This window comes from Pseudomonas sp. P1_F7, from assembly GCF_056405655.1.
In genome coordinates this window covers 154,943-177,940 of record NZ_JBFUBR010000017.1, presented here as the reverse complement: position 1 = coordinate 177,940, position 22,998 = coordinate 154,943, and the positions used below count along the sequence as shown (strand labels likewise).

The following is a 22,998-nucleotide window of genomic DNA, read 5'->3' as shown; positions in this document are numbered from 1 at the left end:
GGGATCAGGGGACGAACATAAGCCCGTCCCCCTCCGGACACAACCCTCAATAACCCAGCGACAACCCGGTGTTACGCCGTGGGTCGTTCGCCCCGTAGAAACGGTTCTTGCCAACCGGTTTGCCACCCAGGGACGGCGCGCCGAACAGGATCGCCGCCAGGTGGTTGGCGTCCTGGGGACCGGCGAACTTGTGGCCCCAGCTTTCGAGGATTTTCACCGTGTCCGGACTGGTGGTGAAGGCTTTCAGGTTGGTTTCCTCCGGCAGCCACTGCTGGTGGAAACGCGGTGCATCCACCGCTTCCTGGATGTTCATGCCGTAGTCGATCACGTTGAGCATGGTCAGCAAGGTCGCGGTGATGATGCGACTGCCACCCGGCGTGCCGACCACCATCACCACTTTGCCATCCTTGGTCACGATGGTCGGGCTCATGGACGACAGCGGCGCTTTGCCGGGCGCGATGGCGTTGGCCTCGCCCTGCACCAGGCCGTACATGTTCGGTACGCCGATTTTCGAGGTGAAGTCGTCCATTTCATCGTTGAGGATGACCCCGGTCTTGCTCGCCATCACGCCGGCACCGAACCAGTCGTTGAGGGTGTAGGTCACCGACACTGCGTTGCCCCACTTGTCGACGATGGAGTAATGGGTGGTGTTGTTGCCTTCATGGGGCGCTACACCGGGCTTGAGTTCGCTGGATACCGCGCCGCCGGAACTCGGTGGCGGTGCGGAAACCTCGTGGTAGTCAAGTATGGTCGGGTTTACGTATTGCGCCTCCCCGTCGAGACAGTATCCTTAACGCCTGTTCAGCAATTTCGCGTGTGCCCTGACATGACCTATACCTGCATCACCGTGGCTTCCCCGGTCGGCCAGTTGAAGCTGGTGGCGAACGGTTCACGACTGGCGGCCATCCTCTGGGAAAACGACAAACCCGGCCGGGTGCGTCTGGGGCCGATGAGCGAAGCGCCGGACAATCCGATCCTGGTGCGCACGGCTGCGCAGTTGCGCGAATATTTTTCCGGCACCCGCGATCGCTTCGAACTGGATCTGGATTTTGCCGGCACGCAATTCCAGAAGAAGGTCTGGGCGGCGCTGCTGACCATCCCGTTCGGCGAGACCCGCAGCTACAGCCAGATCGCCGAACAGATCGGCAACCCGGCGGCGGTCAGGGCGGTGGGCGCGGCGAATGGCAAGAACCCGATTTCGATCGTGGCGCCCTGTCATCGGGTAATTGGCGCGTCGGGCAAGCTCACCGGGTTTGCCGGTGGTCTTGAGGCGAAGGAGTTGTTGCTGACGCTGGAGGGTGGGCAATTGCCCGGCACCGCGCGCCTGCCAGGCTTTTGATCATGCTTGGACGAAGAGGTCTTTCATCGCCGCATACTGCAACAACATGATGGTCTTGGCGTCGCAGATTTCGCCGCGGTAAAACGCTTCGAGCGCGTCCTCGAACGCCCACTCCAACACTTCCAGTTCCTCGGTTTCCGCCTCCAGCCCACCACCGTCGCTGACTTTCGACTTCGCGTCGTATTCAGCAATGAAGAAGTGCAGTTTTTCCGTCACCGAACCGGGGCTCATGTACGCCTCGAACACCTTCTGCACATGGTGCACGCGGTAACCCGTCTCTTCCTCCGCTTCATCGCGGATGCGGTCTTCGGGTGCTGCGCCTTCCAGCAGCCCCGCCGCCACTTCGATCAACAGCCCATCGTGACCATTGACGAACACTGGCAGGCGAAATTGCCGGGTCAGTACCACGGTTTTCTTTTCGCGGTTGTACAACAGAATCGCCGCGCCGTTGCCACGGTCGTAGACCTCTCGCGTCTGGCGTTGCCACTCGCCGTTGTTGCGCTGGTAATCGAAGGTGATTTTCTTGAGCAGGTACCAGTCGTGGGACAACACCTGAGACTCAAGGATGTTGACCCGCTCGGCTGTGTTCGACATGACAACGCGTCCTGTTATTTGTCTGAGGGTCCACATGTTAAGTGAAAACGGACAGCGTTTGCCCCCTCAATCAGGCTGCGCGTTGGCGACGGTTCAACTTTTCCGGGGATGGAACAATCGCTGCAACCGGGATAGGCTGCGGCTTCCATGCCATAAGGATATAGCCATGAACCTGCGTATCGAGCTGTCGCAAAACCCCACGGATGAACAACGCCAGGCCATCCTCAAACCCTTGCGCGCCTACAATGGCTCGAAGGCAGAAGGTAACGTGCCTGAGCACATCGCCTTGCTGGTGCGCGACGACAACGACGAAATCCTCGGCGGCCTGCATGGCCGACTGTTTTACCAGTGGCTGTACATCGACTTGCTGGTGGTGCCGGAACAGGCGCGTGGGCAAGGCATGGGAACGAAGCTGATGAATATGGCCGAGGACCTGGCGCGGGAACGGCGCTGCGTCGGGCTGTGGCTCGACACCTTTGAATTCCAGGCGCCGGCGTTCTACAAGAAATGCGGCTACAGCGAGATCGGGCACATTGCCGATTACCCGCCGGGCCATAAGCACTTCTTCTTCCAGAAGCGCCTGAATTACTGACTCGACACAAAACCTGCGGGAGCGCGCTTGCTCGCTCCCACAGGGGACTTGCGTTAGCCATCAGGTCACAGGCAAGTCGCCAACGCCGCCAACCGGCGCTTGGCCACGAAATCATCCTTCTGTGCGTAGTAGCTCAACACCGTGCCCGAGGCATCGGTGGTCACGTCGACGAAGGACTCCGCCGAACGGGTGTAAACAGTAGTGCCGCCCTTCTCGCCAGGTTGCAAATAGGCAGCGGCATCGACACCGAACACGGCCTCGTCCTGCCAGGAAAACTGCACGCACTGGGCGACGTCTTTTGCCGGTTTTTCCGAGTTCAGGGTCTTGTACGGGGCCTTGGTGCGGGCATCGTTCATCGCCGAGCCGGCGCATCCCGCCAGCAACGTCACGGCCAGCGCCACCATCAGAATTCGCATTGCATTCACTCATCAGGAAAAAGCGGACTTTATCACCCCGGTAGCCCGTACCGTTCTGCTTTACTGCATTTATACCGCGACAGCGTGCAACGATTCGCGCACCCTGTCGCGCCAATAACGCCGCATCGCGCCTATCACTGGAATTCTGATGACACCCAATGCCGAGTTTTACAAACCGACCGCTGAATATGCCGACAAGCTGATCAGCCAGATCGGTCAGACGCCTTCATGGATCGCCAAGCGAATCGGCGTTACCGACAAGCGGATTCGTTACATCCTCAACGGCGAAAGAACCGTCAAAGGCGAAACCACGCCGATCCAGATGACCTACACCGAACAATTTGCCCTCGAATGCCTGGCGGCAGCGGCCAAGGCCAGCAAGAAGCAATCCTCGTAATCCGTTCTCAAGGAGCGACCATGGCGGCAAGCGAACAGCAACATGAACAGGCATTGAAGCGGTTTCTCGACGAACGCCCCGAGTTGCGCCACGACCTCGATCATCTCAACCCGTTGCTGGCCCAGGCCAAGGGCGAAACCCCGGCGCAGTACCGTGACGAACGCTTGCACGAAGCCTTCGAAGCCGAAGCCGAGCGCCTCGGGCTGTTCGCCTGGGAACTGACCCTGAAATTGACCGCCGCCACCCCCCGGGACTATGAGGCCCAGCGCCTTGAAGTACACCGCGAAGTCGCGGAAATGGCCGGGATGGATTGGCTGGAGTATTGCGACCTGTACGGGATAGCACCCTAGCCAGCACTCCCGGCGAGAAAGCTTTATCATGGCCGCAGTTTCGCTGATCGAGTCCGTCATGAAATTCGCCATAGCCGTGTTTTCCGCCGCCCATGCGCCCTCCTCGCGCCGCGCCTTGCTGTTCGCCCAAGCGGCACTGGCCGGCGGGCATGAGATTGTCCGGCTGTTTTTCTATCAGGACGGCGTCTACAACGCCTCCGCCAGCGTGGTCACGCCCCAGGATGAACTGGACTTGCCCAAGCAATGGCGCGCCTTCGTCAGCGACCATCAACTCGATGGCGTGGTGTGCATCGCTGCCGCGTTGCGTCGTGGCGTGTTGAACGAGGAAGAAGCCAGGCGCTATCAGCGCGAAGCTGTTGCCGTCGGTCCGCCGTGGGAATTGTCCGGCCTCGGCCAATTGCATGATGCGGCGCAGGATGCCGACCGTCTGATCTGTTTCGGAGGCGCATGACATGGCCAAATCCTTGTTGATCATCAGCCGCCAATCGCCATGGTCCGGCCCAGGCGCGCGGGAAGCGCTGGATATCGTGCTGGCCGGCGGCGCCTTCGACCTGCCGATTGGCCTGTTGTTTCTCGATGACGGCGTATTCCAGCTGGCCACCCGTCAGGACGCCAGAGCCCTGCAACAGAAAGACCTGAGCGCCAACCTGCAAGCCCTGTCGATGTTCGGTGTCGAAGACTTGTTCGCCTGCGGCGACAGCATCACCCAGCGCGGCCTTGACCCGAGCGGCCTGTCACTGGAAGAAGCCCAGGTATTGGCCGCCCACGAAATCACCGCCCTCATTGACCGTTACGATCAGGTGATCACCCTCTGATGTCGACTTTGCATGTGTTGTCTCATTCCCCGTTCGGTGACGAACGCCTGACCAGTTGCCTGCGTGTGATCGGCGCCAACGATGGCTTGCTGCTGTCGGGCGACGCGACCTATGCGTTGCAGCCAGGCACCGCGCCGTTCACTGCGCTCAGCGCACGAGGCCTGAAGCTGTTCGTCCTGGCCGAAGATACCCAGGCCCGTGCGCTTGTGGTTCCAGACTGGGCCAAGGCCATCGATTACCCGGCCTTCGTCGAACTGTCGATTCACTACGACAAGGTCAACAGTTGGCTATGAATGCATTGACGGTCGGCGCCCGCGCCATCGAGCTGGACAAGGATGGTTTCCTGGTCGAACTGAGTGACTGGTCCGCCGATGTGGCCAGCGCCCTGGCGGCTGCCGAAGACATCGAGTTGACGCCCGATCACTGGGAAGTCCTCGAACTGCTGCGCAGTTTCTACGCCGAATTCCAGCTGTCACCGGCCACCCGCCCGTTGATCAAATACACCGCCCTGAAACTCGGCCCGGAGAAAGGCAACAGCCTGCACCTGAACCGACTGTTCAAAGGCACTCCCGCCAAACTCGCCGCGAAACTGGCGGGCCTGCCCAAACCGACGAATTGCTTATGACCGATTACCCAGCACTGACACTCGAAACGCCCGCCGAGCATCCGTTCGCCCAGTTCGTGCGGATCCTTGGCAAAGGCAAACGCGGCGCCCGTGACCTGACTCGGGTCGAGGCCCGTGAAGCCATGGGCATGGTGCTCGATGAAAAGATCGAGGAAACCCAGCTCGGCGCATTCCTGATGCTGTTGCGGCACAAGGAAGAAAGCTTCGAGGAGATGGCGGGCTTCACCGAGGCATTGCGCGAACGCCTGAATCCTCCGGCGCTGGCGGTAGATCTGGATTGGCCGACCTACGCCGGCAAGAAGCGGCACTTGCCGTGGTATCTGTTGGCGGCCAAGTGCCTGGCACAAAACGGCGTGCGGATTTTCATGCACGGCGGCGGTGCCCACACGGCCGGTCGCTTGTACAGCGAGCAACTGCTGGGCGAACTGAACATCCCGCTGTGCCGCAACTGGCAACAGGTGGGTTCGGCACTGGATAACGGCGGCCTGGCCTTCATGCCATTGATGGACTGGGCACCACAGCTGCAACGGATGATCGACCTGCGCAACACCCTGGGCCTGCGCTCGCCGATCCACTCCCTGGCGCGGATTCTCAATCCGCTGGGCGCCCGTTGCGGTCTGCAAAGCATTTTCCACCCGGGTTATCAGGCCGTGCATCGCGATGCCAGTGGACTGCTCGGTGATACCGCCATCGTGATCAAGGGCGATGGCGGCGAAATCGAGATCAACCCGGATGCCGACAGCCACCTGTACGGCACCACCGGCGGTGTTAGCTGGGATGAGGAATGGCCGCAGCTGTCCGCGCAGCGCCATGTCAAACCGGCCTCGCTTGAACCTGAACATTTGAAAGCGGTGTGGCGTGGTGACGTGGTCGACAGCTACCCGCAAATGGCCTTGATTTCGACAATGGCCCTGGCCCTGCGTGGCCTCGGACAGAGCCGCGATCAGGCCTTCGAAACCGCTGAAAAATACTGGGCTGAGCGGGACAAATCGATTTAATCGATCATTCGCGCCCGATCTTTGCGCTTTTTGTTCGAACTCATCGGAATAGACTCAGCCCCAACGATTATGGGTTTCGGGAGTCTTGAACATGGGTTTGTTAGTCGATGGCCGCTGGCAGGACAAGTGGTACGAAAGCAGCAAGGACGGCGCGTTCCAGCGTGAACAGGCGCAGCGTCGCCACTGGTTGACCGCTGACGGCAAGCCGGGACCGACCGGGGTCGGTGGTTTTGCGGCCGAACCCGGGCGCTATCACCTGTACGTGTCCCTGGCCTGTCCGTGGGCCCATCGCACGCTGATCCTGCGCAAACTCAAAGGCCTCGAAAACCTGATCGACGTTTCGGTGGTCAGTTGGTTGATGCTGGAAAACGGCTGGACCTTCGACCAGAGCCTGGGTTCGACCGGCGACAAGCTCGATCACTTCGACTTCATGCACCAGCGCTACACTGCCGACACCGCCGACTACACCGGCCGCGTCACCGTACCGGTACTGTGGGACAAACAGCAAAAGCGCATCGTCAACAATGAATCATCGGAAATCATCCGCATGTTCAATGGCGCTTTCGATGATTTGACCGGCAATGACCTGGACTTCTATCCGGCGCCATTGCGGGGTGAAATTGATGCGCTGAACGAGCGGATCTACCCGGCTGTGAACAACGGCGTGTACCGCGCCGGGTTTGCCACGTCGCAACAGGCTTATGAAGAAGCGTTCGACGATGTGTTTGCCGAGCTGGATCGACTGGAGCTGTTGCTGAGCGCCAACCGTTACCTGGTGGGCGAGTACCTGACCGAAGCGGACATCCGCCTGTTCACCACGCTGATTCGCTTCGATGCGGTGTACTACGGGCACTTCAAATGCAACCTGCGGCGGATCGCGGATTATCCGAACCTGTCGAACTGGCTGCGCGAGATCTATCAGTGGCCGGGTGTTGCCGAGACGGTGGATTTCACCCACATCAAGCACCACTACTACGCCAGCCACCGCACCATCAACCCGACGGGTGTGGTGCCGAAAGGCCCGGCACAGGACTTCACCGCGCCCCATGATCGGGAGCGGTTGAATGGGAAAGGGGTTTGGCGCAAGGCCTGAGATTTGTGCAGGTTTTGAAGGCCTCATCGCGAGCAAGCTCGCTCCCACATTTGATTTGTGTCGTTCACAAATCCCCTGTGGGAGCGAGCTTGCTCGCGATGGGGGCAACTCGGTCTAGACCTGCCCCTGAGCCCCTTCAAACCACGCCAGTTTCTCGCGCAGTTGCACCACTTCACCCACAATCACCAATGTCGGCGCATGCACTTCATGCTCCGCCACCAGCCGTGGCAGGTCTGCCAGGGTGCCGGTAAACACCCGCTGGTTGACCGTGGTGCCCTGCTGGATCAACGCTGCCGGGGTATCTTTGCTGCGACCATGCTTGATCAACTGCTCGCAGATGATCGGCAAGCCCACCAGTCCCATGTAGAACACCAGGGTTTGCGCCGGGGCGACCAGGTCGGCCCATGGCAAATCGCTGGAGCCGTCCTTGAGGTGGCCGGTGATGAAACGCACCGACTGTGCATAATCGCGGTGAGTCAGCGGAATCCCGGCATAGGCCGCGCAACCGCTGGCCGCGGTGATGCCCGGCACCACCTGGAACGGAATGCCTTGGGCCGCCAGTTCTTCGATCTCTTCACCGCCACGACCGAAGATGAACGGATCGCCGCCCTTCAACCGCACCACACGCTTGCCCTGTTTGGCCAGATCCACCAATTGCTGGTTGATCTGATCCTGCGGCACCGCGTGATCGGCACGGCGCTTGCCGACGTAAACCCGCTCGGCGTCGCGGCGGCACAGTTCGAGAATCGCCGGTGCGACCAAACGGTCGTACAACACCACGTCGGCTTGCTGCATCAGACGCAATGCCTTGAACGTCAGCAGGTCGGGGTCACCCGGCCCTGCGCCCACCAGATAGACCTCACCGGTCGCCACTGGCGCTTCGCCATCGATTTTCGCCTGGAGCAGACGCTCGGCTTCACCGCCCTGCCCGGCCAGTTGCCGATCGGCAACCGGGCCCTGGAAAACATCTTCCCAGAACGCCCGACGCTGCTGCACATCCGGAAACAGGCCTTTGACCTGATGACGAAACCGCGCCGCCAGCCCGGCCAATTGACCGTAGGTGGAAGGAATCCAGGTTTCGATCTTGGCCCGAATCAAACGCGCCAGCACCGGCGCATCGCCGCCGCTGGACACCGCGATGATCAGTGGGGAACGGTCGACGATCGCCGGAAAGATCACGCTGCACAGGGCTGGCGCGTCCACCACGTTGACCGGCACGCAACGCCGATGGGCATCGGCGGAGACTTGTGCGTTCAGCGCTTCGTCGTCGGTGGCGGCAATGATCAGCCCGCAACCGTCCAGGTCCGTTTCTGTGTAGCCGCGCAACAGGCACTCGCCACCGCTGCCGGCAACCAGTTCGCGCAGTTGTGCTTCGATTTCAGGTGCAACCACCCGCAGCAGCGCACCGGCATCGGCCAGCAGGCGGGATTTGCGCAAGGCAATTTCCCCCCCGCCGACGACCAACACACGACTGCCGCGAAGGTTGTGAAACAGCGGCAGATAGTTCATTTAGCCGATGACCTCAAGGCCACCCATGTACGGCTTCAGCACGTCCGGTACGCGGATCGAACCGTCGGCCTGCTGGTAGTTTTCCAGCACCGCGACCAAGGTACGACCCACCGCCAGGCCGGAGCCGTTCAGGGTGTGCACCAGTTCCGGCTTACCGGTTTCCAGGTTGCGGAAACGCGCTTGCATGCGACGGGCCTGGAAGTCGCCGCAGTTGGAGCACGACGAGATTTCGCGGTACTTGTCCTGGCTCGGGATCCACACTTCCAGGTCGTAGGTCTTGACCGCGCTGAAGCCCATGTCGCCGGTGCACAGCGCCAGGGTGCGGTAAGGCAGTTCCAGCAGTTGCAGGACTTTCTCGGCGTTGGCGGTCAGGCCTTCCAGCGCTTCCATCGACTTCGACGGTTCGACGATCTGCACCATCTCGACCTTGTCGAACTGGTGCTGGCGGATCATGCCACGGGTGTCACGACCCGATGCGCCGGCTTCGCTGCGGAAGCACGGGGTGTGGGCAACGAACTTGATCGGCAGCAGTTTCGAATCGACGATTTCGCCGGCGACGATGTTGGTCAGCGACACTTCGGCGGTCGGGATCAGGTACAGGTCGGCTTCGCCTTCGCGCGCGATCTTGAACAGGTCTTCTTCGAATTTCGGCAACTGGCCGGTGCCTTGCAGCGCCGGTGCCTGGACCAGATAAGGCGTGTAGGCCTCTTCATAGCCGTGCTCGGTGACGTGCAGGTTGATCATGAACTGCGCCAGGGCGCGGTGCAGACGGGCAATCGGGCCACGCAGCAGGGCGAAACGGGCGCCGGACAGTTTGGCGGCGGTTTCGAAGTCCAGCCAGCCGAACTTCTCGCCCAGGGCCACGTGGTCCTGAACCGGGAAGTCGAAAGCGGTCGGGGTGCCCCAGCGGCGCACTTCGACGTTGCCGTCTTCGTCTTCGCCAACCGGCACGGATTCGTGCGGCAGGTTGGGGATGCCGAGCAGGATCGAGTCCAGTTCGGTCTGGATCGCGTCCAGTTCGACTTTTCCGGCGCTCAATTCGCCCGCCATGCGCTCGACGTCCGCCATCAACGGCGCGATGTCTTCGCCGCGCTGCTTGGCCTGACCGATGGATTTGGAGCGCGCATTGCGTTCAGCCTGCAGTGCTTCGGTGCGGGTCTGGACGGTCTTGCGCTGTTCTTCCAGCGCTTCGATGCGCGCAACATCCAGGGTATAGCCACGGGATGCCAGGCGGTCCGCTACGTCCTGAAGGTTGCTACGTAACAGTTTGGAATCGAGCATGTCGGTTTCTCGTTTATCAAAGTTTGGTCAAGGACAGGCCGGCCCAGGTGGCAAGCAGCCCGCCGAATACGCTGAGCGCCGCATAGCCCAGGGCCAGCGGCACTTGCCCGCTTTCCAGCAGGCGCACCGTATCCAGTGAAAAGGATGAAAAAGTCGTCAGCCCCCCGAGGAAGCCGACCATCAACCCGGCACGGACCTCGATGGGCACCTCCGGGCGTATCAAAAACAGACCGTATAGAACGCCGATCAGCAAACAGCCCACGATATTAACGGCCAGCGTCGCGGTATAGAAGTGCCGCGGCCAATTCGCGTTGATCCAGTTGCCCGTGGCAAAGCGCAACAGAGTGCCGGCCATCCCGCCGACGGAAACCGCAACGATCAAAGGAAGCACTATTTTCTCCGCTGCCTTGGGCTTAAACGATCGAGTTTCGCCAGGTGGTTGAGCTTCTCGCCGATTTTCAACTCAAGGCCACGGGGGACCGGTTGATAGAACGGGATCGGGTCAAGTTCTTCCGGGAAATAGTCTTCGCCAGCGGCATAGGCATCCGGCTCATCGTGGGCATAACGGTATTCATCGCCATAGCCCAGTTGCTTCATAAGCTTGGTCGGCGCATTGCGTAGATGCAGCGGCACTTCCAGCGAACCGTGCTCGGCGGCGGCGCGCAATGCAGTCTTGAAGCCCATGTACACCGCGTTGCTCTTTGGCGCGCAGGCCAGATAGGTGATGGCCTGGGCCACCGCCAACTCACCTTCGGGGCTGCCGAGGCGCTCCTGCACTTCCCAGGCCGCCAGGCACAGGCTCAGGGCGCGTGGGTCGGCATTGCCGATGTCTTCGCTGGCCATGCGCACAACGCGCCGGGCCAGGTACAAGGGGTCGCAACCGCCGTCGATCATCCGAGCAAACCAGTACAGCGCGCCGTCCGGATTGGAGCCGCGCACCGATTTATGCAGCGCGGAGATCTGGTCGTAGAACGCTTCGCCACCCTTGTCGAACCGCCGGCGGGTGTCACCGAGCAGGCTTTGCAGGAGCTCGGTGCCGATTTCGCTGTTGTCTTCAGCCAGGTCCGAGGCGTTTTCCAGCAGGTTGAGCAGGCGTCGACCATCGCCGTCCGCGGCCGACAGCAGCATCTGGAAGCCTTCGTCGCTGAGGGTCAGGTTGCGCTTGCCCAGGCCCCGCTCTTCGGTCAGGGCGCGGTGCACCAGTTTGCGCAGGGCCGTTTCGTCGAGGCTTTTCAGCACATAGACCCGCGCCCGGGAGAGCAAGGCGTTGTTGAGTTCGAACGAGGGGTTTTCCGTGGTCGCACCGATGAAAATCAGCGTGCCGTCTTCGACATAGGGCAGGAACGCATCCTGCTGGGATTTGTTGAAACGGTGCACTTCATCGACGAACAGAATGGTGCGGCGGCCGTACTGCGCGGCCTGCTGCTTGGCGATTTCCACCGACTGGCGGATCTCCTTGACCCCGGCCAGCACCGCAGAGACCGTTTCGAAGTGCGCGTCCGAGACTTCCGCGAGCAATCGCGCCAGGGTGGTTTTGCCCACGCCGGGCGGCCCCCAGAAAATCATCGAATGCAGGGCACCCTGCTCCAGCGCTTCGCGCAGGGGCTTGCCGCGAGCGAGCACGTGTTCCTGACCGACGTACTCGTCCAGATTGGCCGCACGCAGGCGGGCGGCCAAGGGCTGGGCGATGGGGGTGCTGCGAAACAGATCCATGGCGTACGTTTAAAACCTCGGGTTACTTAATGCCTGCGAGCCAAAACACTGATCCTGTGGGAGAGAGCTTGCTCGCGATTACGGCATCACATTCAACATTTATGTCGACTGACCCAACGCTATCGCGAGCAAGCTCGCTCCCACAGGTTTTGCGTCAGCCGGTTATTCCTGGATCACATCCGCACCCTTGGGGATGTCGAATTTGAACTTGGAGGCCGGGATCGGCTCGTTGGCCTTCACCCCGGTGAACAGGATATTGGTGCGCTGACCGACGCTGTCGATCAGTTGCATGTCATTGACCAGGCCATTGCGGAACGAAAGACGCAGGCTGTCGAACAAAGTGTCCTTGGTTTTCGGCTTCAGGGTGAAGTCGATCACGCCGCCGGCTTCCTTGGCACTGATGTCGAAGCTCTGGCTGATCTTGGACACGTCACCGGACAGCAGCAAGGCCGGCGTCTGGGTCAGGCGCTGGTCGAGTTTCTTGATGGTGGCCTGCTCCAGGTCCGGGTCCCACAGGGTGACTTTCTTGCCATCGGAGATCATGGTCTGTTCGGCCGGCGCATCGGTGTGCCAGTAGAATAGGCCCGGACGCTGCAGCGACATCTCGCCGGCGGTTTCCTGCAGCTGGGTGCCGGTGCCATCAAGGGTCAGTTGTGAGAAGCGTGCAGTCAGGGTCTGGGATTTTTCCAGCAGTTGGGTCAGGCGTGCCACGTCCTTGTCATCGGCGTTAGCCTGGAGCGTGGTCAAAGCCAGTACCGGCAGCAACAGCATGCGGATCAGACGCATGGGAGTCCTCATAACATTCGTGGGAGTGCGGGCGGCGCCAATGGGCGCCACCCCTTTCATACTCGGGTCAGTCACGCACCGGGCCCGGGGCCAGGACTTCACGCGAACCGTTGGTGTTCATGGACGTCACGACGCCGGCCATTTCCATGGCTTCGATCATGCGCGCAGCGCGGTTGTAGCCGATCTTCAGCTTGCGCTGAACTGCGGAAATGGAGGCGCGACGGCTTTCCAGTACGAACTGAACCGCCTCGTCGTACAGCGCGTCAGCCTCGGGATCGTCACCGTCGCCGCCACCGCTGCTACCTTCGAAGCCGCTACCCGCCTCTTCGACGCCATTGAGAATGTCGTCGTTGTATTCCGGCGCGCCACGCAGCTTCCAGGCTTCCACCACGCGGTGCACCTCATCGTCGGACACGAAAGCACCGTGAACACGAATCGGCAGGCTGGTGCCCGGCGGCATGTAGAGCATGTCACCGTGGCCCAGCAGTTGTTCGGCGCCGCCCTGGTCGATGATGGTCCGCGAGTCGATCTTGCTCGATACCTGGAACGCCATACGGGTCGGAATGTTGGCCTTGATCAGACCGGTGATCACGTCCACCGACGGACGCTGGGTCGCGAGGATCAAGTGGATACCGGCCGCACGCGCCTTCTGGGCGATACGGGCGATCAGCTCTTCAACCTTCTTGCCGACGATCATCATCATGTCGGCGAATTCGTCGACCACCACGACAATGGTCGGCAGTTTTTGCAACAGCGGCGCTTCGTCGTGGATGCTTTCGCGCTTGTACAGCGGATCGCTCAACGGCTCGCCGGCGTCCTGGGCTTCCTTGACCTTGGCGTTGAAGCCCGACAGGTTTCGCACACCCATCTTGGCCATCAGCTTGTAGCGTCGCTCCATCTCGGCAACGCTCCAGCGCAGGGCGTTGGCCGCATCCTTCATGTCGGTGACCACCGGGCATAACAGGTGCGGAATGCCTTCGTAGATCGACAGTTCCAACATTTTCGGGTCGATCATGATCAGCTTGGCGTCTTCCGGGCCGGACTTGAACAGGATCGACAGGATCATCGCGTTCACACCCACCGACTTACCGGAACCGGTGGTACCGGCCACCAGCAAGTGCGGCATTTTCGCCAGGTCGGTGATGACCGGCTTGCCGCCGATGTCGTGGCCCAGGGCCAGGGTGACCGGCGACTTGAAGTTGTCGTACTCGGGGGTCGACAACACCTCGGAGAAACGCACGATCTGCCGGTCTTCGTTGGGAATCTCGATACCGACCGTGGTCTTGCCCGGAATCACTTCCACCACGCGCACGCTGGTCACGGCCAGGGAGCGCGCGAGGTCTTTGGCCAGGTTGGAGATACGACTGACCTTGACTCCGGCCGCTGGCTGGATTTCGTAACGGGTAATCACCGGACCAGGGTGGATCGAGTCCACGGTCACTTCGACGCCGAATTCCTTGAGCTTGATTTCCAGCAAGTGGCCAACCGCCGCCAGGGATTCAGGCGAGTAATTGAGCTGTTTCTTTTCTGCGGGATCGAGAATCGAAATCGGCGGCAAGGTGCCTTCCACGGCGCTGTCGACGAACAGCGGCGTCTGCTTCTCTTTTTCGACGCGTTTGCTCGGTGCGGCGGGCTTTGGCGGCGCGGGCGCAATCACCGGCGGCACCTGCTTCTCGCGCTCGGACATGTGCTTGCTCAGGGCTTGCTCACGCTCGATCAGGCGCTCCTTGACCTTGGCCTGCTCGCGCTTGTCGGTGACGGTCGGCGCGACCACTTCATCCATACGGTCGTCGACTTCACGCAACTGGGCGACCAGTTGCTTGCGCTCGCTACGGGCCGCCCACCAGCGATTGGCCGCGCCCTGGAACAGTTCGAACAGGTCGAGCGTGATCTTGCCGGTGATGTCCATCACCTTGAACCACGACAGGTCGGTAAACACGGTCAGGCCGAACAGGAACAACGCGATAAACAGCAGCGTACTGCCCTGGATATTCAGGGCGTTCCTGGCCAGGTCGCCGAGGCTTTCGCCCAGCGCACCGCCCGCACCGGCCGGCAGACCGGTCGCGGCATGGAAATGGATATGGGCCAGAGCGGCGCCCGACAGTACCAGGAACACTAGGCCGATCAGGCGCCAGGAGAAAAGCCAGCCGCTCCACTGCCACGGTTCGTGACGCTGGCGGAAGATCTGGTACGCCTTGATCGCCAGCAGCAACGGGAAGATGTAGGCGAAGTAACCCAGCACCATGAACAGGATATCGGCGCTGTAGGAGCCCGCTGGCCCGCCGAAGTTCTGCACGTCGTCGATCTTGCTGTTATGACTCCAGCCCGGATCATCCTTGCCATAGGTCAACAAGGCCATCATCAGGAACAGGCACAAGGCACCGATGGCGATCAGCGCACCTTCCTTGAGTCGGTAGTGCAAGTGCTGGCGCCAGAGCGGAACGACGGCTGGTTTAGGTGCTGCGGTGGATTTCTTCAAAACGCTTCTTTTCCTGCGCCATGGGCGCGTCCATCTAGTGAATGTCTATAAAAACTGCCGAAAAACTACCCAATCCAGGCAGGTAAAAAAGTTAACACACGTAACCGGGACTACTTTTAACACTGCGCCCCGGTTTTTATAAACACGGCGCGCACTGAATATAGTTAATACGCAGGGCATTGTACGGGTTTGTACGCACGACGCCATGCTTGAGACCCTTGGGTGTAGCATAGTCAACAGCACATGACATACCGTTCAATTTGAGCATGCATTCTCTTTTGTGACAAAGGCTTATGAGGTGTTTTTATGAGCGAAGCGAAGCATTCCCGCCTGATTATCCTGGGCTCCGGCCCTGCCGGTTACAGCGCAGCCGTTTATGCCGCCCGCGCCAACCTTCAACCCGTTGTCATTACCGGCATACAGGCAGGTGGCCAGCTCACCACCACCGTCGAGGTGGATAACTGGCCAGGCGACGTCGAAGGCCTGACCGGGCCGGTGCTGATGGACCGCATGCAAAAACACGCCGAGCGCTTTGCCACCGAGATCGTTTACGACCACATCCATACCGCCAAGTTGCAACAACGACCGTTCGAGCTGATTGGCGATGGCGGAACCTACACCTGCGACGCACTGATCATTGCCACCGGCGCTTCCGCGCAATATTTGGGCCTGCCGTCGGAAGAAACGTTTGCTGGCAAAGGGGTGTCGGCGTGCGCGACCTGTGATGGGTTTTTCTATCGCAATCAGGTGGTTGCCGTGGTCGGCGGCGGTAACACGGCGGTCGAAGAAGCCTTGTACCTGTCGAACATCGCCAAAGAAGTACACCTGGTTCATCGGCGCGACAAACTGCGTTCGGAGAAGATCCTCCAGGACAAACTCTTCGAAAAAGCCGCCAATGGCAACATCCGCCTGCACTGGAACCAGAACCTGGATGAAGTGCTCGGCGATGCCAGCGGCGTGACCGGCGCCCGCCTGCGCGACAGCCAAACGGGTGAAACCAAAGAGCTGCCGCTGGCCGGGGTGTTTATCGCCATCGGCCACAAACCCAATACCGACCTGTTCACGGGCCAACTGGAAATGCGTGACGGGTATCTGCTGGTCAAGGGTGGCAGCGAAGGCGATGCCACCGCTACGGCGATTGCAGGTGTGTTTGCCGCCGGTGACGTGGCCGACCACGTTTATCGCCAGGCCGTTACGTCTGCCGGGGCCGGTTGCATGGCGGCGCTGGACGCCGAAAAATACCTCGACGACATTCCTGCCGTTTGAAGGCAAACTTTACGACGGGTCAACACCCGCCACTGCCCTCCCCTTCTGCAAGCCCGGATGCCATGCTGACTTGGTTACAACGCAATACCTTGCATTTCCCACCACTGGAAAAGGCCATGCGCGACCCCAACGGGCTTCTGGCTGCCGGTGGCGACCTGTCCGCCGATCGGCTGATCTCGGCTTATCGCCACGGCTGCTTCCCATGGTTTTCCGAAGGCCAGCCGATTCTCTGGTGGTCTCCGGACCCGCGCACGGTTCTGTTTCCCGACGAACTGCATGTCTCGCGCAGTCTGAACAAACTGCTGCGCCAGCAACGCTATCAAGTGACCTTTGACCAGGACTTTGCGGCCGTCATCCGTGCCTGTGCCGCGCCCCGGGATTACGCCGACGGCACCTGGATCACCGAGGCCATGCAGGACGCTTATATCGAGCTGCACAGGCGCGGACACGCGCACTCGGTGGAAGTGTGGGACGGGGACGAACTGGTCGGCGGACTCTACGGCCTGGCGATGGGCCAGCTGTTTTTCGGCGAGTCCATGTTCAGCCTCGCTGACAACGCCTCGAAATTCGGTTTTGCCACCTTGGTGCGGCATCTGAAAGACTCGGGTTTTGTGTTGATCGACTGCCAGATGCCGACCGATCACCTGCATAGCCTGGGCGCCCGGGCGATTCCGCGCCGCGAGTTTGCCGATTATCTGGCCAGACACCTTGACCAACCCAACCATGCCACCTGGGTTTGCTGAGCGACTTTTGCGCGCGTGGCTTACACTTATTCAAAAGCATTATCCCGAGGGTTGATCATGACCGAGTTGGCGCGTTTGAAGTTCTATGCCACTCAGCCGCACTCTTGCAGTTATCTGCCCGATGAGCAGGCCACAACCCTGTTCCTCGACCCTAGCCAGCCCATGGATGTGCATGTCTATGCAGACCTGTCGGAGATGGGGTTTCGTCGCAGTGGCGATCATCTCTATCGGCCGCATTGCCAGAATTGCAATGCGTGCGTTCCGGCGCGCGTTCCCGTGGGGCAGTTCACGCCCAACCGACAACAGAAACGCATCTTCAAGCGCAACATGGATTTGCAGGTGCGCCCGGCCAGGCCCGGCTTCAACGAAGAGTACTTCGACCTTTACCAGCGCTATATCGAACAGCGTCACGCCGATGGCGATATGTACCCGCCGAGTCGCGACCAGTTTTCGACATTCCTGGTGCGGGACCTGCCGTTTTCAAGATTTTATGAATTTCGCCTGAACGGACGGCTGCTGGCCGTCGCCGTCACCGATCTACTGCCGAACGGTCTTTCGGCGGTTTATACCTTCTACGAGCCTGCCGAAGAGCGTCGCAGCCTTGGGCGCTATGCAATTCTCTGGCAAATCGCCGAGGCCAGACGGCTGGGGCTGGATGCGGTCTATCTCGGCTACTGGATCAAAAACTGCAAAAAAATGAACTACAAGACTCAATATCGCCCTATTGAGTTGCTGATTAATCAGCGCTGGGTGGTTCTAAACTAGAGCCGGCCCTAAACCCCTTGGCTTAAACCCCACTTTTCGGGCACAATGCACGCCGCTTTTGCCTGGCGCAGTTGCACCGGGCCATTCATTGGACACCGAGGGCTTTACTGCATGTCGAAAGAAGACAGCTTCGAAATGGAAGGCACTGTCGTCGACACCCTGCCCAACACCATGTTTCGTGTGGAGTTGGAAAATGGGCACGTCGTAACCGCGCACATCTCCGGCAAGATGCGCAAGAACTACATCCGTATTCTTACCGGCGACAAAGTGCGCGTAGAGCTGACTCCCTATGACTTGAGCAAAGGGCGCATCACTTACCGCGCTCGCTAATCAAGTCAAATCAAAAGATCGCAGCCTTCGGCAGCTCCTACAGACAGCAAAAAGGCGCCAATTGGCGCCTTTTTGCTTTATTGCGGTTTAACGTCAAGCCATCTCGGCCGTGGTCTCGAACTCGAAGGTCAGCTCGCCGTCCTTGATGTCGATGTGCACTACACCGCCATGCTCGGCCAGTTCGCCAAAGAGAATCTCCTCCGCCAGCGGACGCTTGATCTTGTCCTGGATCAGGCGAGCCATTGGGCGAGCACCCATTGCCGCGTCGTAGCCACCTTCGGCCAGCCAGTTACGAGCTGCATCGGTGACCTCCAGCAACACACGCTTGTCTTCCAGCTGCGCCTGAAGCTCGGTAAGGAACTTGTCCACCACGCTCTTGATGACCTCATGACTGAGGCGACCAAACTGGATGATGGTGTCCAGACGGTTGCGGAACTCCGGCGTGAAGCTCTTCTTGATCACTTCCATCGCATCGGACGAGTGATCCTGATAGGTGAAACCGATCGAAGCACGGGCTGCGGTCTCGGCACCGGCGTTGGTCGTCATGATGACGATCACGTTACGGAAATCCGCCTTGCGCCCGTTGTTATCGGTCAGCGTACCGTGGTCCATGACCTGCAGCAGCAGGTTGAAGACTTCCGGATGCGCCTTCTCGATCTCATCGAGCAACAGCACGCAGTGTGGCTGCTTGGTGATGGCTTCGGTTAGCAGACCGCCCTGATCGAATCCGACATAACCCGGAGGCGCACCGATCAGACGCGATACGGTGTGGCGCTCCATGTACTCGGACATGTCGAAACGAATCAGCTCGACACCCAAGGCCTTGGCCAACTGACGCGCCGCTTCGGTTTTACCGACACCGGTAGGCCCGGCGAACAGGAACGAACCGACAGGCTTGTCAGGGGACTTGAGGCCGGCACGGGACAGCTTGATCGCAGTAGCCAGCGAGTCGATCGCGGCATCCTGACCGAACACGGTCAACTTCAGGTCACGCTCGAGGTTACGCAACAGTTCCTTGTCGGAGCTGGTGACGTGTTTTGGCGGAATCCGCGCGATTTTCGCGACGATATCCTCGACTTGCGGCACTTCGATGCGCTTCACACGCTTCTCGACCGGTTGCAGGCGCTGGTAGGCACCCGCCTCGTCGATGACGTCGATGGCCTTGTCCGGCATATGACGGTCATTGATGTAACGCGAGGCCAGTTCGGCAGCCGCGCGCAGGGCTTCATCACTGTATTCGATATTGTGATGGCTTTCGAAACGCCCCTTCAGGCCGCGCAGAATGCCAATGGTGTCTTCCACCGAAGGTTCCGACACATCGACCTTCTGGAAACGCCGGGCCAAAGCACGGTCCTTCTCGAAGATCCCGCGGAATTCCTGGAACGTTGTGGAACCGATGCAGCGGATATCACCGGACGACAGCAGTGGCTTGAGCAGGTTCGAGGCATCCATGACGCCACCGGACGCGGCACCCGCACCAATGATGGTGTGGATCTCGTCGATGAACAGGATCGCCTGCGGGCGTTTTTTCAGCTCATTGAGCAGCGCCTTGAAGCGCTTCTCGAAATCGCCACGGTACTTGGTACCAGCCAGCAAGGCACCCAGGTCGAGGGAATAAACCACGCTGTTGGCCAGCAGGTCTGGCACCTGGTTGTCGACAATGCGCTTGGCCAGGCCTTCGGCAATCGCGGTTTTACCCACGCCCGCCTCGCCCACCAGCAGCGGATTGTTTTTGCGCCGACGCGCGAGGATCTGCGCGACACGCTCGACTTCCAGCTCACGCCCCACCAACGGATCGATACGACCCTGGCGCGCCAGTTCATTGAGGTTACTGGCATAAGCATCCAGGGGATTGCCCGAGGAAGAAGACTCACCGCCCTCGTCGTCTTGCATATCTTGCTCACCTTCAGAGTGATCGCCATGCCCCGGCACCTTGGAGATGCCATGGGCGATGTAGTTGACGACATCTATACGGGCAACGCTCTGCTGTTTCAGCAGGAACACCGCCTGACTCTCTTGCTCACTGAAGATCGCGACCAGCACGTTGGCGCCAGTCACTTCGCGTTTGCCCGAGCTCTGTACGTGAAACACAGCACGTTGCAGTACACGCTGGAAGCCCAGGGTTGGCTGGGTTTCGCGATCCTCGTCATGCACGGGGATCAATGGCGTGGTGGAGTCAATGAACTCCTGCAGGTCATGCTTGAGTTTGTCGAGGTTTGCGCCGCAGGCACGCAAAACGGTGGCGGCAGCCTCATTGTCCAATAGGGCCAGCAAGAGGTGTTCGACGGTCATGAACTCATGACGCTTCGAACGGGCCTCCTTGAAGGCAAGATTGAGGGTGACTTCGAGCTCGCGGTTTAACATAGCTTCACCTCATACCCAAGTGGTCGGCGATTAACCGTCCTTCTCGATTTCACAGAGTAGCGGATGCTGGCTTTCCCTGGCGTACTGGTTGACCTGCATGGCCTTGGTCTCGGCGATGTCGCGGGTAAACACTCCACATACTGCCCGCCCTTCTGTATGGACGGCCAGCATGACCTTGGTCGCCAGCTCGCGATTCAGGTTAAAAAACACCTCGAGCACTTCGACGACGAAATCCATCGGTGTGTAGTCATCATTGAACAAAACCACCTTGTACATCGGCGGCGCCTGAAGTGCAGGCTTTGCCTCCTGAACAGCAATGCCTGTGGAATCGTCGTCGTGTAAATCAGGGCGATCCTGATTGAATGTTAGTCGAATCTGGCTGATTGCATGCATGGAAAGAAAGGTTCGTCAGTTGTTCAAATTCAGTGGTGGGGGCGGCTATCAGCGATTTCAACTCCGACTGCCGGGTCAGCTTGACTATCGGCAAAACGGTGTTACAACCAATAGAGCCCACAGTGGGTAAAAAAGGTCCGCGGAGTCAATCTTATTTACAGATTCGACTGCGGATGTACTGGATGATACTCCAGTGATGGAGTCTGTTGCAGAGGGAGTTGGGTATGTCAGGCGGCAAGGTCAGCGGCAAGGTCAAATGGTTCAACAACGCCAAGGGTTACGGTTTCATCATTGAGGATGGCAAGACAGAAGATCTGTTTGCACACTACTCAGCCATTAAAATGGATGGTTATAAAACCCTGAAAGCCGGGCAAGCCGTCGTATTCGATATCATCCAGGGCCCCAAAGGCCTGCACGCGGTCAACATCGGCAACCCGGCGGATGCTTCGAAGGCCACCACACCCACCACTGAACAGACCGTTACGGTTTAACACCGCAACGTCATCCAGTCATAAAAAAACCGCCTGATTCAACGTACTGAATCAGGCGGTTTTTGTGTGCCTGCGTTTTCTTACATGTGCGAGATCAGCGCATCGCCGAAGCCGGAAGACGAAACCAGCTTCGCACCCTCCATCAGACGTTCGAAGTCATAGGTCACGGTCTTGGCGGAAATCGCGCCGTTGGTGCCCTTGATGATCAGGTCGGCTGCTTCGGTCCAGCCCATGTGGCGCAGCATCATTTCAGCGGAGAGGATCAGCGAACCCGGGTTGACCTGGTCCTTGCCGGCGTACTTCGGTGCCGTACCGTGGGTGGCTTCGAACATGGCCACGGTGTCGGACAGGTTGGCACCCGGCGCAATACCGATACCGCCCACTTCCGCTGCCAGAGCGTCGGAGAGGTAGTCGCCGTTCAGGTTCAGGGTTGCGATCACATCGTACTCGGCCGGGCGCAGCAGGATCTGCTGGAGCATGGCGTCGGCGATGGCATCCTTGACGATGACGTTCTTGCCGGTTTTCGGGTTCTTGAACTGCATCCACGGACCGCCGTCGAGCAGGGTCGCGCCGAACTCTTCAGCCGCCACTTCGTAGGCCCATTCCTTGAAGGCACCTTCGGTGAACTTCATGATGTTGCCTTTGTGCACGATGGTCAGCGAATCGCGATCGTTGTCGACCACATATTGCAGGGCCTTGCGTGCCAGACGCTTGGTGCCCTGCAGGGAAACCGGCTTGACGCCGATGCCGCAGTTCTCGTCGAAACGGATCTTGGTAACGCCCATTTCTTCTTTCAGGAACTTGATGACCTTGGTGGCTTCCGGCGTACCGGCCTTCCACTCGATGCCCGCGTAGATGTCTTCGGAGTTCTCGCGGAAGATGGTCATGTCGACATCGCCTGGCTTCTTGACCGGGCTGGGCACGCCTTCGAACCAGCGCACCGGGCGCAGGCAGACGTAGAGGTCGAGTTGCTGACGCAGGGCCACGTTCAGGGAACGGATGCCGCCACCGACCGGGGTGGTCAGCGGGCCCTTGATGGAAACCACGTAATCCTTGACCGCGTCCAGGGTTTCCTGAGGCAGCCAGGTGTCCTGATCGTAAACCTGAGTCGCTTTCTCCCCGGCGTACACTTCCATCCAGGAAATCTTGCGCTCGCCACCGTAAGCCTTCTTAACAGCAGCATCGACAACCTTGATCATGACCGGGCTGATGTCGACACCAATGCCGTCGCCTTCGATGAAGGGGATGATCGGGTTATTAGGAACATTGAGAGAATGGTCTGCATTGACGGTGATTTTGTCGCCGACGGCTGGAACCTGAATCTTCTTGTAACCCATGCTGAACTCCATTGATTGGATTGAACATCTGGCTTGGTTCGAGCGTAACCCAGTTGAATCGGCGCGCAAACCCTATGTTCCGCCCATCTGCCGCAAAGCCTCACAACTCGCGAGCTACAAGCCTGAAAGCAAAGGGAAAAGCGCCAAACTCAAGCACGACGAATGACCTTACGCCGTGTTGGCCCCTGCGACCTTTAGACCAATGGACGACATTCGTTGCGTATGAACCATCGGCAGATTGCCAGCTACCTATGTATAATGCCGCCGCTGACTAAAGGGTCACGACTGGCTGAGCAGCTCTACGACGAGTGTTTACGCCCGA

Annotated in this window: 27 protein-coding genes and 1 pseudogene; 16 read left to right on the top strand and 12 right to left on the bottom strand. The window is 59.7% G+C overall.

What is annotated here, in order from left to right:
* Positions 1-46: 46 nt before the first annotated feature.
* A pseudogene (locus AC1D1M_RS24500) lies at positions 47-715 on the bottom strand (gamma-glutamyltransferase); the annotation flags it as partial.
* A gap of 111 nt (positions 716-826) precedes the next feature.
* On the opposite strand from AC1D1M_RS24500, the gene AC1D1M_RS24495 reads away from it, so the two are divergent.
* Positions 827-1,339, top strand: a complete 513-nt coding sequence (locus tag AC1D1M_RS24495) for a methylated-DNA--[protein]-cysteine S-methyltransferase (RefSeq protein WP_477777591.1) — start codon at positions 827-829, stop codon at positions 1,337-1,339.
* Here AC1D1M_RS24495 and AC1D1M_RS24490 read toward each other — a convergent pair whose 3' ends face one another.
* Complete coding sequence (locus tag AC1D1M_RS24490; protein ID WP_477777590.1) at positions 1,340-1,933, bottom strand: NUDIX domain-containing protein; 594 nt, start codon at positions 1,931-1,933, stop codon at positions 1,340-1,342.
* Between the two features lie 166 nt (positions 1,934-2,099).
* Here AC1D1M_RS24490 and AC1D1M_RS24485 point away from each other — a divergent pair, with 166 nt between their 5' ends.
* Positions 2,100-2,525, top strand: a complete 426-nt coding sequence (locus AC1D1M_RS24485) for a GNAT family N-acetyltransferase (RefSeq protein WP_477777589.1) — start codon at positions 2,100-2,102, stop codon at positions 2,523-2,525.
* Between the two features lie 65 nt (positions 2,526-2,590).
* Here the strand turns inward: AC1D1M_RS24485 and AC1D1M_RS24480 are convergent, their stop codons facing one another.
* Complete coding sequence (locus AC1D1M_RS24480) at positions 2,591-2,941, bottom strand: hypothetical protein (RefSeq protein ID WP_477777588.1); 351 nt, start codon at positions 2,939-2,941, stop codon at positions 2,591-2,593.
* Positions 2,942-3,089: 148 nt separating this feature from the next.
* Between AC1D1M_RS24480 and AC1D1M_RS24475 the strand changes: the two genes are divergently transcribed.
* From AC1D1M_RS24475 to AC1D1M_RS24440, 8 genes are all read left to right on the top strand, one after another.
* On the top strand, positions 3,090-3,338 hold the full coding sequence (locus AC1D1M_RS24475; RefSeq protein WP_008000820.1) for a hypothetical protein: 249 nt from the start codon (positions 3,090-3,092) through the stop codon (positions 3,336-3,338).
* 20 nt (positions 3,339-3,358) lie between these two features.
* Positions 3,359-3,688 (top strand): DUF6388 family protein, encoded by a 330-nt coding sequence (locus AC1D1M_RS24470; RefSeq protein ID WP_477777587.1) that lies wholly within the window; start codon positions 3,359-3,361, stop codon positions 3,686-3,688.
* A gap of 58 nt (positions 3,689-3,746) precedes the next feature.
* Positions 3,747-4,139: a sulfurtransferase complex subunit TusD gene (gene tusD, locus AC1D1M_RS24465; protein ID WP_477777586.1), complete on the top strand. Its 393-nt coding sequence runs from the start codon at positions 3,747-3,749 to the stop codon at positions 4,137-4,139.
* Position 4,140: 1 nt separating this feature from the next.
* Entirely contained in the window at positions 4,141-4,503 is a 363-nt protein-coding gene (gene tusC / locus AC1D1M_RS24460; RefSeq protein WP_477777585.1) for a sulfurtransferase complex subunit TusC, read from the top strand.
* Positions 4,503-4,796 (top strand): sulfurtransferase complex subunit TusB, encoded by a 294-nt coding sequence (gene tusB, locus AC1D1M_RS24455; RefSeq protein WP_477777584.1) that lies wholly within the window; start codon positions 4,503-4,505, stop codon positions 4,794-4,796. Before tusC ends, tusB begins: the two co-directional genes overlap by 1 nt.
* Positions 4,793-5,128 (top strand): TusE/DsrC/DsvC family sulfur relay protein, encoded by a 336-nt coding sequence (locus AC1D1M_RS24450; RefSeq protein ID WP_108217871.1) that lies wholly within the window; start codon positions 4,793-4,795, stop codon positions 5,126-5,128. The genes tusB and AC1D1M_RS24450 overlap by 4 nt, the downstream gene beginning before the upstream one ends.
* Positions 5,125-6,126, top strand: coding sequence for a glycosyl transferase family protein (locus tag AC1D1M_RS24445; RefSeq protein ID WP_477777583.1), 1,002 nt, complete (start codon positions 5,125-5,127; stop codon positions 6,124-6,126). The genes AC1D1M_RS24450 and AC1D1M_RS24445 overlap by 4 nt, the downstream gene beginning before the upstream one ends.
* Before the next feature lie 91 nt (positions 6,127-6,217).
* On the top strand, positions 6,218-7,219 hold the full coding sequence (locus tag AC1D1M_RS24440; RefSeq protein ID WP_477777582.1) for a glutathione S-transferase family protein: 1,002 nt from the start codon (positions 6,218-6,220) through the stop codon (positions 7,217-7,219).
* A 114-nt stretch (positions 7,220-7,333) separates the two neighbouring features.
* Here AC1D1M_RS24440 and cysG read toward each other — a convergent pair whose 3' ends face one another.
* The 6 genes from cysG to AC1D1M_RS24410 form a co-directional block, all read right to left on the bottom strand.
* Positions 7,334-8,728, bottom strand: coding sequence for a siroheme synthase CysG (gene cysG / locus AC1D1M_RS24435; RefSeq protein WP_477777581.1), 1,395 nt, complete (start codon positions 8,726-8,728; stop codon positions 7,334-7,336).
* Complete coding sequence (gene serS / locus AC1D1M_RS24430) at positions 8,729-10,009, bottom strand: serine--tRNA ligase (RefSeq protein WP_477777580.1); 1,281 nt, start codon at positions 10,007-10,009, stop codon at positions 8,729-8,731.
* Between the two features lie 16 nt (positions 10,010-10,025).
* A complete protein-coding gene (crcB, locus tag AC1D1M_RS24425) occupies positions 10,026-10,400 on the bottom strand; it encodes a fluoride efflux transporter CrcB (RefSeq protein WP_008049383.1) in 375 nt (124 codons plus the stop codon).
* A complete protein-coding gene (locus AC1D1M_RS24420) occupies positions 10,400-11,722 on the bottom strand; it encodes a replication-associated recombination protein A (RefSeq protein WP_253559877.1) in 1,323 nt (440 codons plus the stop codon). Before AC1D1M_RS24420 ends, crcB begins: the two co-directional genes overlap by 1 nt.
* A 162-nt stretch (positions 11,723-11,884) precedes the next feature.
* Complete coding sequence (gene lolA, locus AC1D1M_RS24415; RefSeq protein WP_223453983.1) at positions 11,885-12,508, bottom strand: outer membrane lipoprotein periplasmic chaperone LolA; 624 nt, start codon at positions 12,506-12,508, stop codon at positions 11,885-11,887.
* Positions 12,509-12,575: 67 nt separating this feature from the next.
* Positions 12,576-14,987 (bottom strand): DNA translocase FtsK, encoded by a 2,412-nt coding sequence (locus AC1D1M_RS24410; protein WP_477777579.1) that lies wholly within the window; start codon positions 14,985-14,987, stop codon positions 12,576-12,578.
* Positions 14,988-15,293: 306 nt separating this feature from the next.
* On the opposite strand from AC1D1M_RS24410, the gene trxB reads away from it, so the two are divergent.
* The 4 genes from trxB to infA all read left to right on the top strand — a co-directional run bounded on the left by trxB (position 15,294) and on the right by infA (position 18,091).
* Positions 15,294-16,253, top strand: coding sequence for a thioredoxin-disulfide reductase (gene trxB / locus AC1D1M_RS24405; RefSeq protein ID WP_477777578.1), 960 nt, complete (start codon positions 15,294-15,296; stop codon positions 16,251-16,253).
* 62 nt (positions 16,254-16,315) lie between these two features.
* On the top strand, positions 16,316-16,996 hold the full coding sequence (aat, locus tag AC1D1M_RS24400; protein WP_477777577.1) for a leucyl/phenylalanyl-tRNA--protein transferase: 681 nt from the start codon (positions 16,316-16,318) through the stop codon (positions 16,994-16,996).
* A 57-nt stretch (positions 16,997-17,053) separates the two neighbouring features.
* Complete coding sequence (locus AC1D1M_RS24395) at positions 17,054-17,761, top strand: arginyltransferase (protein WP_477777576.1); 708 nt, start codon at positions 17,054-17,056, stop codon at positions 17,759-17,761.
* 111 nt (positions 17,762-17,872) lie between these two features.
* Positions 17,873-18,091 (top strand): translation initiation factor IF-1, encoded by a 219-nt coding sequence (gene infA / locus AC1D1M_RS24390; protein ID WP_002553999.1) that lies wholly within the window; start codon positions 17,873-17,875, stop codon positions 18,089-18,091.
* A gap of 93 nt (positions 18,092-18,184) precedes the next feature.
* Here infA and clpA read toward each other — a convergent pair whose 3' ends face one another.
* Positions 18,185-20,455, bottom strand: a complete 2,271-nt coding sequence (gene clpA / locus AC1D1M_RS24385) for an ATP-dependent Clp protease ATP-binding subunit ClpA (protein ID WP_056723817.1) — start codon at positions 20,453-20,455, stop codon at positions 18,185-18,187.
* 30 nt (positions 20,456-20,485) lie between these two features.
* Positions 20,486-20,848 (bottom strand): ATP-dependent Clp protease adapter ClpS, encoded by a 363-nt coding sequence (gene clpS, locus AC1D1M_RS24380; protein WP_032829596.1) that lies wholly within the window; start codon positions 20,846-20,848, stop codon positions 20,486-20,488.
* A 224-nt stretch (positions 20,849-21,072) separates the two neighbouring features.
* Here clpS and cspD point away from each other — a divergent pair, with 224 nt between their 5' ends.
* Complete coding sequence (gene cspD, locus AC1D1M_RS24375; protein WP_477777575.1) at positions 21,073-21,339, top strand: cold shock domain-containing protein CspD; 267 nt, start codon at positions 21,073-21,075, stop codon at positions 21,337-21,339.
* Positions 21,340-21,419: 80 nt separating this feature from the next.
* On the opposite strand, the gene icd is transcribed toward cspD, so the two are convergent.
* A complete protein-coding gene (icd, locus tag AC1D1M_RS24370; protein WP_007972065.1) occupies positions 21,420-22,676 on the bottom strand; it encodes an NADP-dependent isocitrate dehydrogenase in 1,257 nt (418 codons plus the stop codon).
* Here icd and AC1D1M_RS24365 point away from each other — a divergent pair.
* Complete coding sequence (locus AC1D1M_RS24365) at positions 22,675-22,842, top strand: hypothetical protein (RefSeq protein ID WP_477777574.1); 168 nt, start codon at positions 22,675-22,677, stop codon at positions 22,840-22,842. The genes icd and AC1D1M_RS24365 overlap by 2 nt on opposite strands.
* Positions 22,843-22,998 lie beyond the last annotated feature (156 nt).

Excerpts from the sequence above, each read along its gene's own strand:
- AC1D1M_RS24450 (WP_108217871.1), top strand. The coding sequence starts at position 4,793 with ATGAATGCATTGACGGTCGGCGCCCGCGCCATCGAGCTGGACAAGGAT.
- clpS (WP_032829596.1), bottom strand. The coding sequence starts at position 20,848 with ATGCATGCAATCAGCCAGATTCGACTAACATTCAATCAGGATCGCCCT.
- trxB (WP_477777578.1), top strand. The coding sequence starts at position 15,294 with ATGAGCGAAGCGAAGCATTCCCGCCTGATTATCCTGGGCTCCGGCCCT.
- cysG (WP_477777581.1), bottom strand. The coding sequence starts at position 8,728 with ATGAACTATCTGCCGCTGTTTCACAACCTTCGCGGCAGTCGTGTGTTG.
- lolA (WP_223453983.1), bottom strand. The coding sequence starts at position 12,508 with ATGCGTCTGATCCGCATGCTGTTGCTGCCGGTACTGGCTTTGACCACG.
- aat (WP_477777577.1), top strand. The coding sequence starts at position 16,316 with ATGCTGACTTGGTTACAACGCAATACCTTGCATTTCCCACCACTGGAA.
- tusB (WP_477777584.1), top strand. The coding sequence starts at position 4,503 with ATGTCGACTTTGCATGTGTTGTCTCATTCCCCGTTCGGTGACGAACGC.
- AC1D1M_RS24490 (WP_477777590.1), bottom strand. The coding sequence starts at position 1,933 with ATGTCGAACACAGCCGAGCGGGTCAACATCCTTGAGTCTCAGGTGTTG.
- cspD (WP_477777575.1), top strand. The coding sequence starts at position 21,073 with ATGTCAGGCGGCAAGGTCAGCGGCAAGGTCAAATGGTTCAACAACGCC.
- clpA (WP_056723817.1), bottom strand. The coding sequence starts at position 20,455 with ATGTTAAACCGCGAGCTCGAAGTCACCCTCAATCTTGCCTTCAAGGAG.
- AC1D1M_RS24445 (WP_477777583.1), top strand. The coding sequence starts at position 5,125 with ATGACCGATTACCCAGCACTGACACTCGAAACGCCCGCCGAGCATCCG.
- AC1D1M_RS24365 (WP_477777574.1), top strand. The coding sequence starts at position 22,675 with ATGCTGAACTCCATTGATTGGATTGAACATCTGGCTTGGTTCGAGCGT.
- AC1D1M_RS24480 (WP_477777588.1), bottom strand. The coding sequence starts at position 2,941 with ATGCGAATTCTGATGGTGGCGCTGGCCGTGACGTTGCTGGCGGGATGC.
- AC1D1M_RS24495 (WP_477777591.1), top strand. The coding sequence starts at position 827 with ATGACCTATACCTGCATCACCGTGGCTTCCCCGGTCGGCCAGTTGAAG.
- icd (WP_007972065.1), bottom strand. The coding sequence starts at position 22,676 with ATGGGTTACAAGAAGATTCAGGTTCCAGCCGTCGGCGACAAAATCACC.
- AC1D1M_RS24485 (WP_477777589.1), top strand. The coding sequence starts at position 2,100 with ATGAACCTGCGTATCGAGCTGTCGCAAAACCCCACGGATGAACAACGC.
- AC1D1M_RS24475 (WP_008000820.1), top strand. The coding sequence starts at position 3,090 with ATGACACCCAATGCCGAGTTTTACAAACCGACCGCTGAATATGCCGAC.
- infA (WP_002553999.1), top strand. The coding sequence starts at position 17,873 with ATGTCGAAAGAAGACAGCTTCGAAATGGAAGGCACTGTCGTCGACACC.
- AC1D1M_RS24470 (WP_477777587.1), top strand. The coding sequence starts at position 3,359 with ATGGCGGCAAGCGAACAGCAACATGAACAGGCATTGAAGCGGTTTCTC.
- tusC (WP_477777585.1), top strand. The coding sequence starts at position 4,141 with ATGGCCAAATCCTTGTTGATCATCAGCCGCCAATCGCCATGGTCCGGC.
- tusD (WP_477777586.1), top strand. The coding sequence starts at position 3,747 with ATGAAATTCGCCATAGCCGTGTTTTCCGCCGCCCATGCGCCCTCCTCG.
- AC1D1M_RS24440 (WP_477777582.1), top strand. The coding sequence starts at position 6,218 with ATGGGTTTGTTAGTCGATGGCCGCTGGCAGGACAAGTGGTACGAAAGC.
- AC1D1M_RS24395 (WP_477777576.1), top strand. The coding sequence starts at position 17,054 with ATGACCGAGTTGGCGCGTTTGAAGTTCTATGCCACTCAGCCGCACTCT.
- serS (WP_477777580.1), bottom strand. The coding sequence starts at position 10,009 with ATGCTCGATTCCAAACTGTTACGTAGCAACCTTCAGGACGTAGCGGAC.
- AC1D1M_RS24420 (WP_253559877.1), bottom strand. The coding sequence starts at position 11,722 with ATGGATCTGTTTCGCAGCACCCCCATCGCCCAGCCCTTGGCCGCCCGC.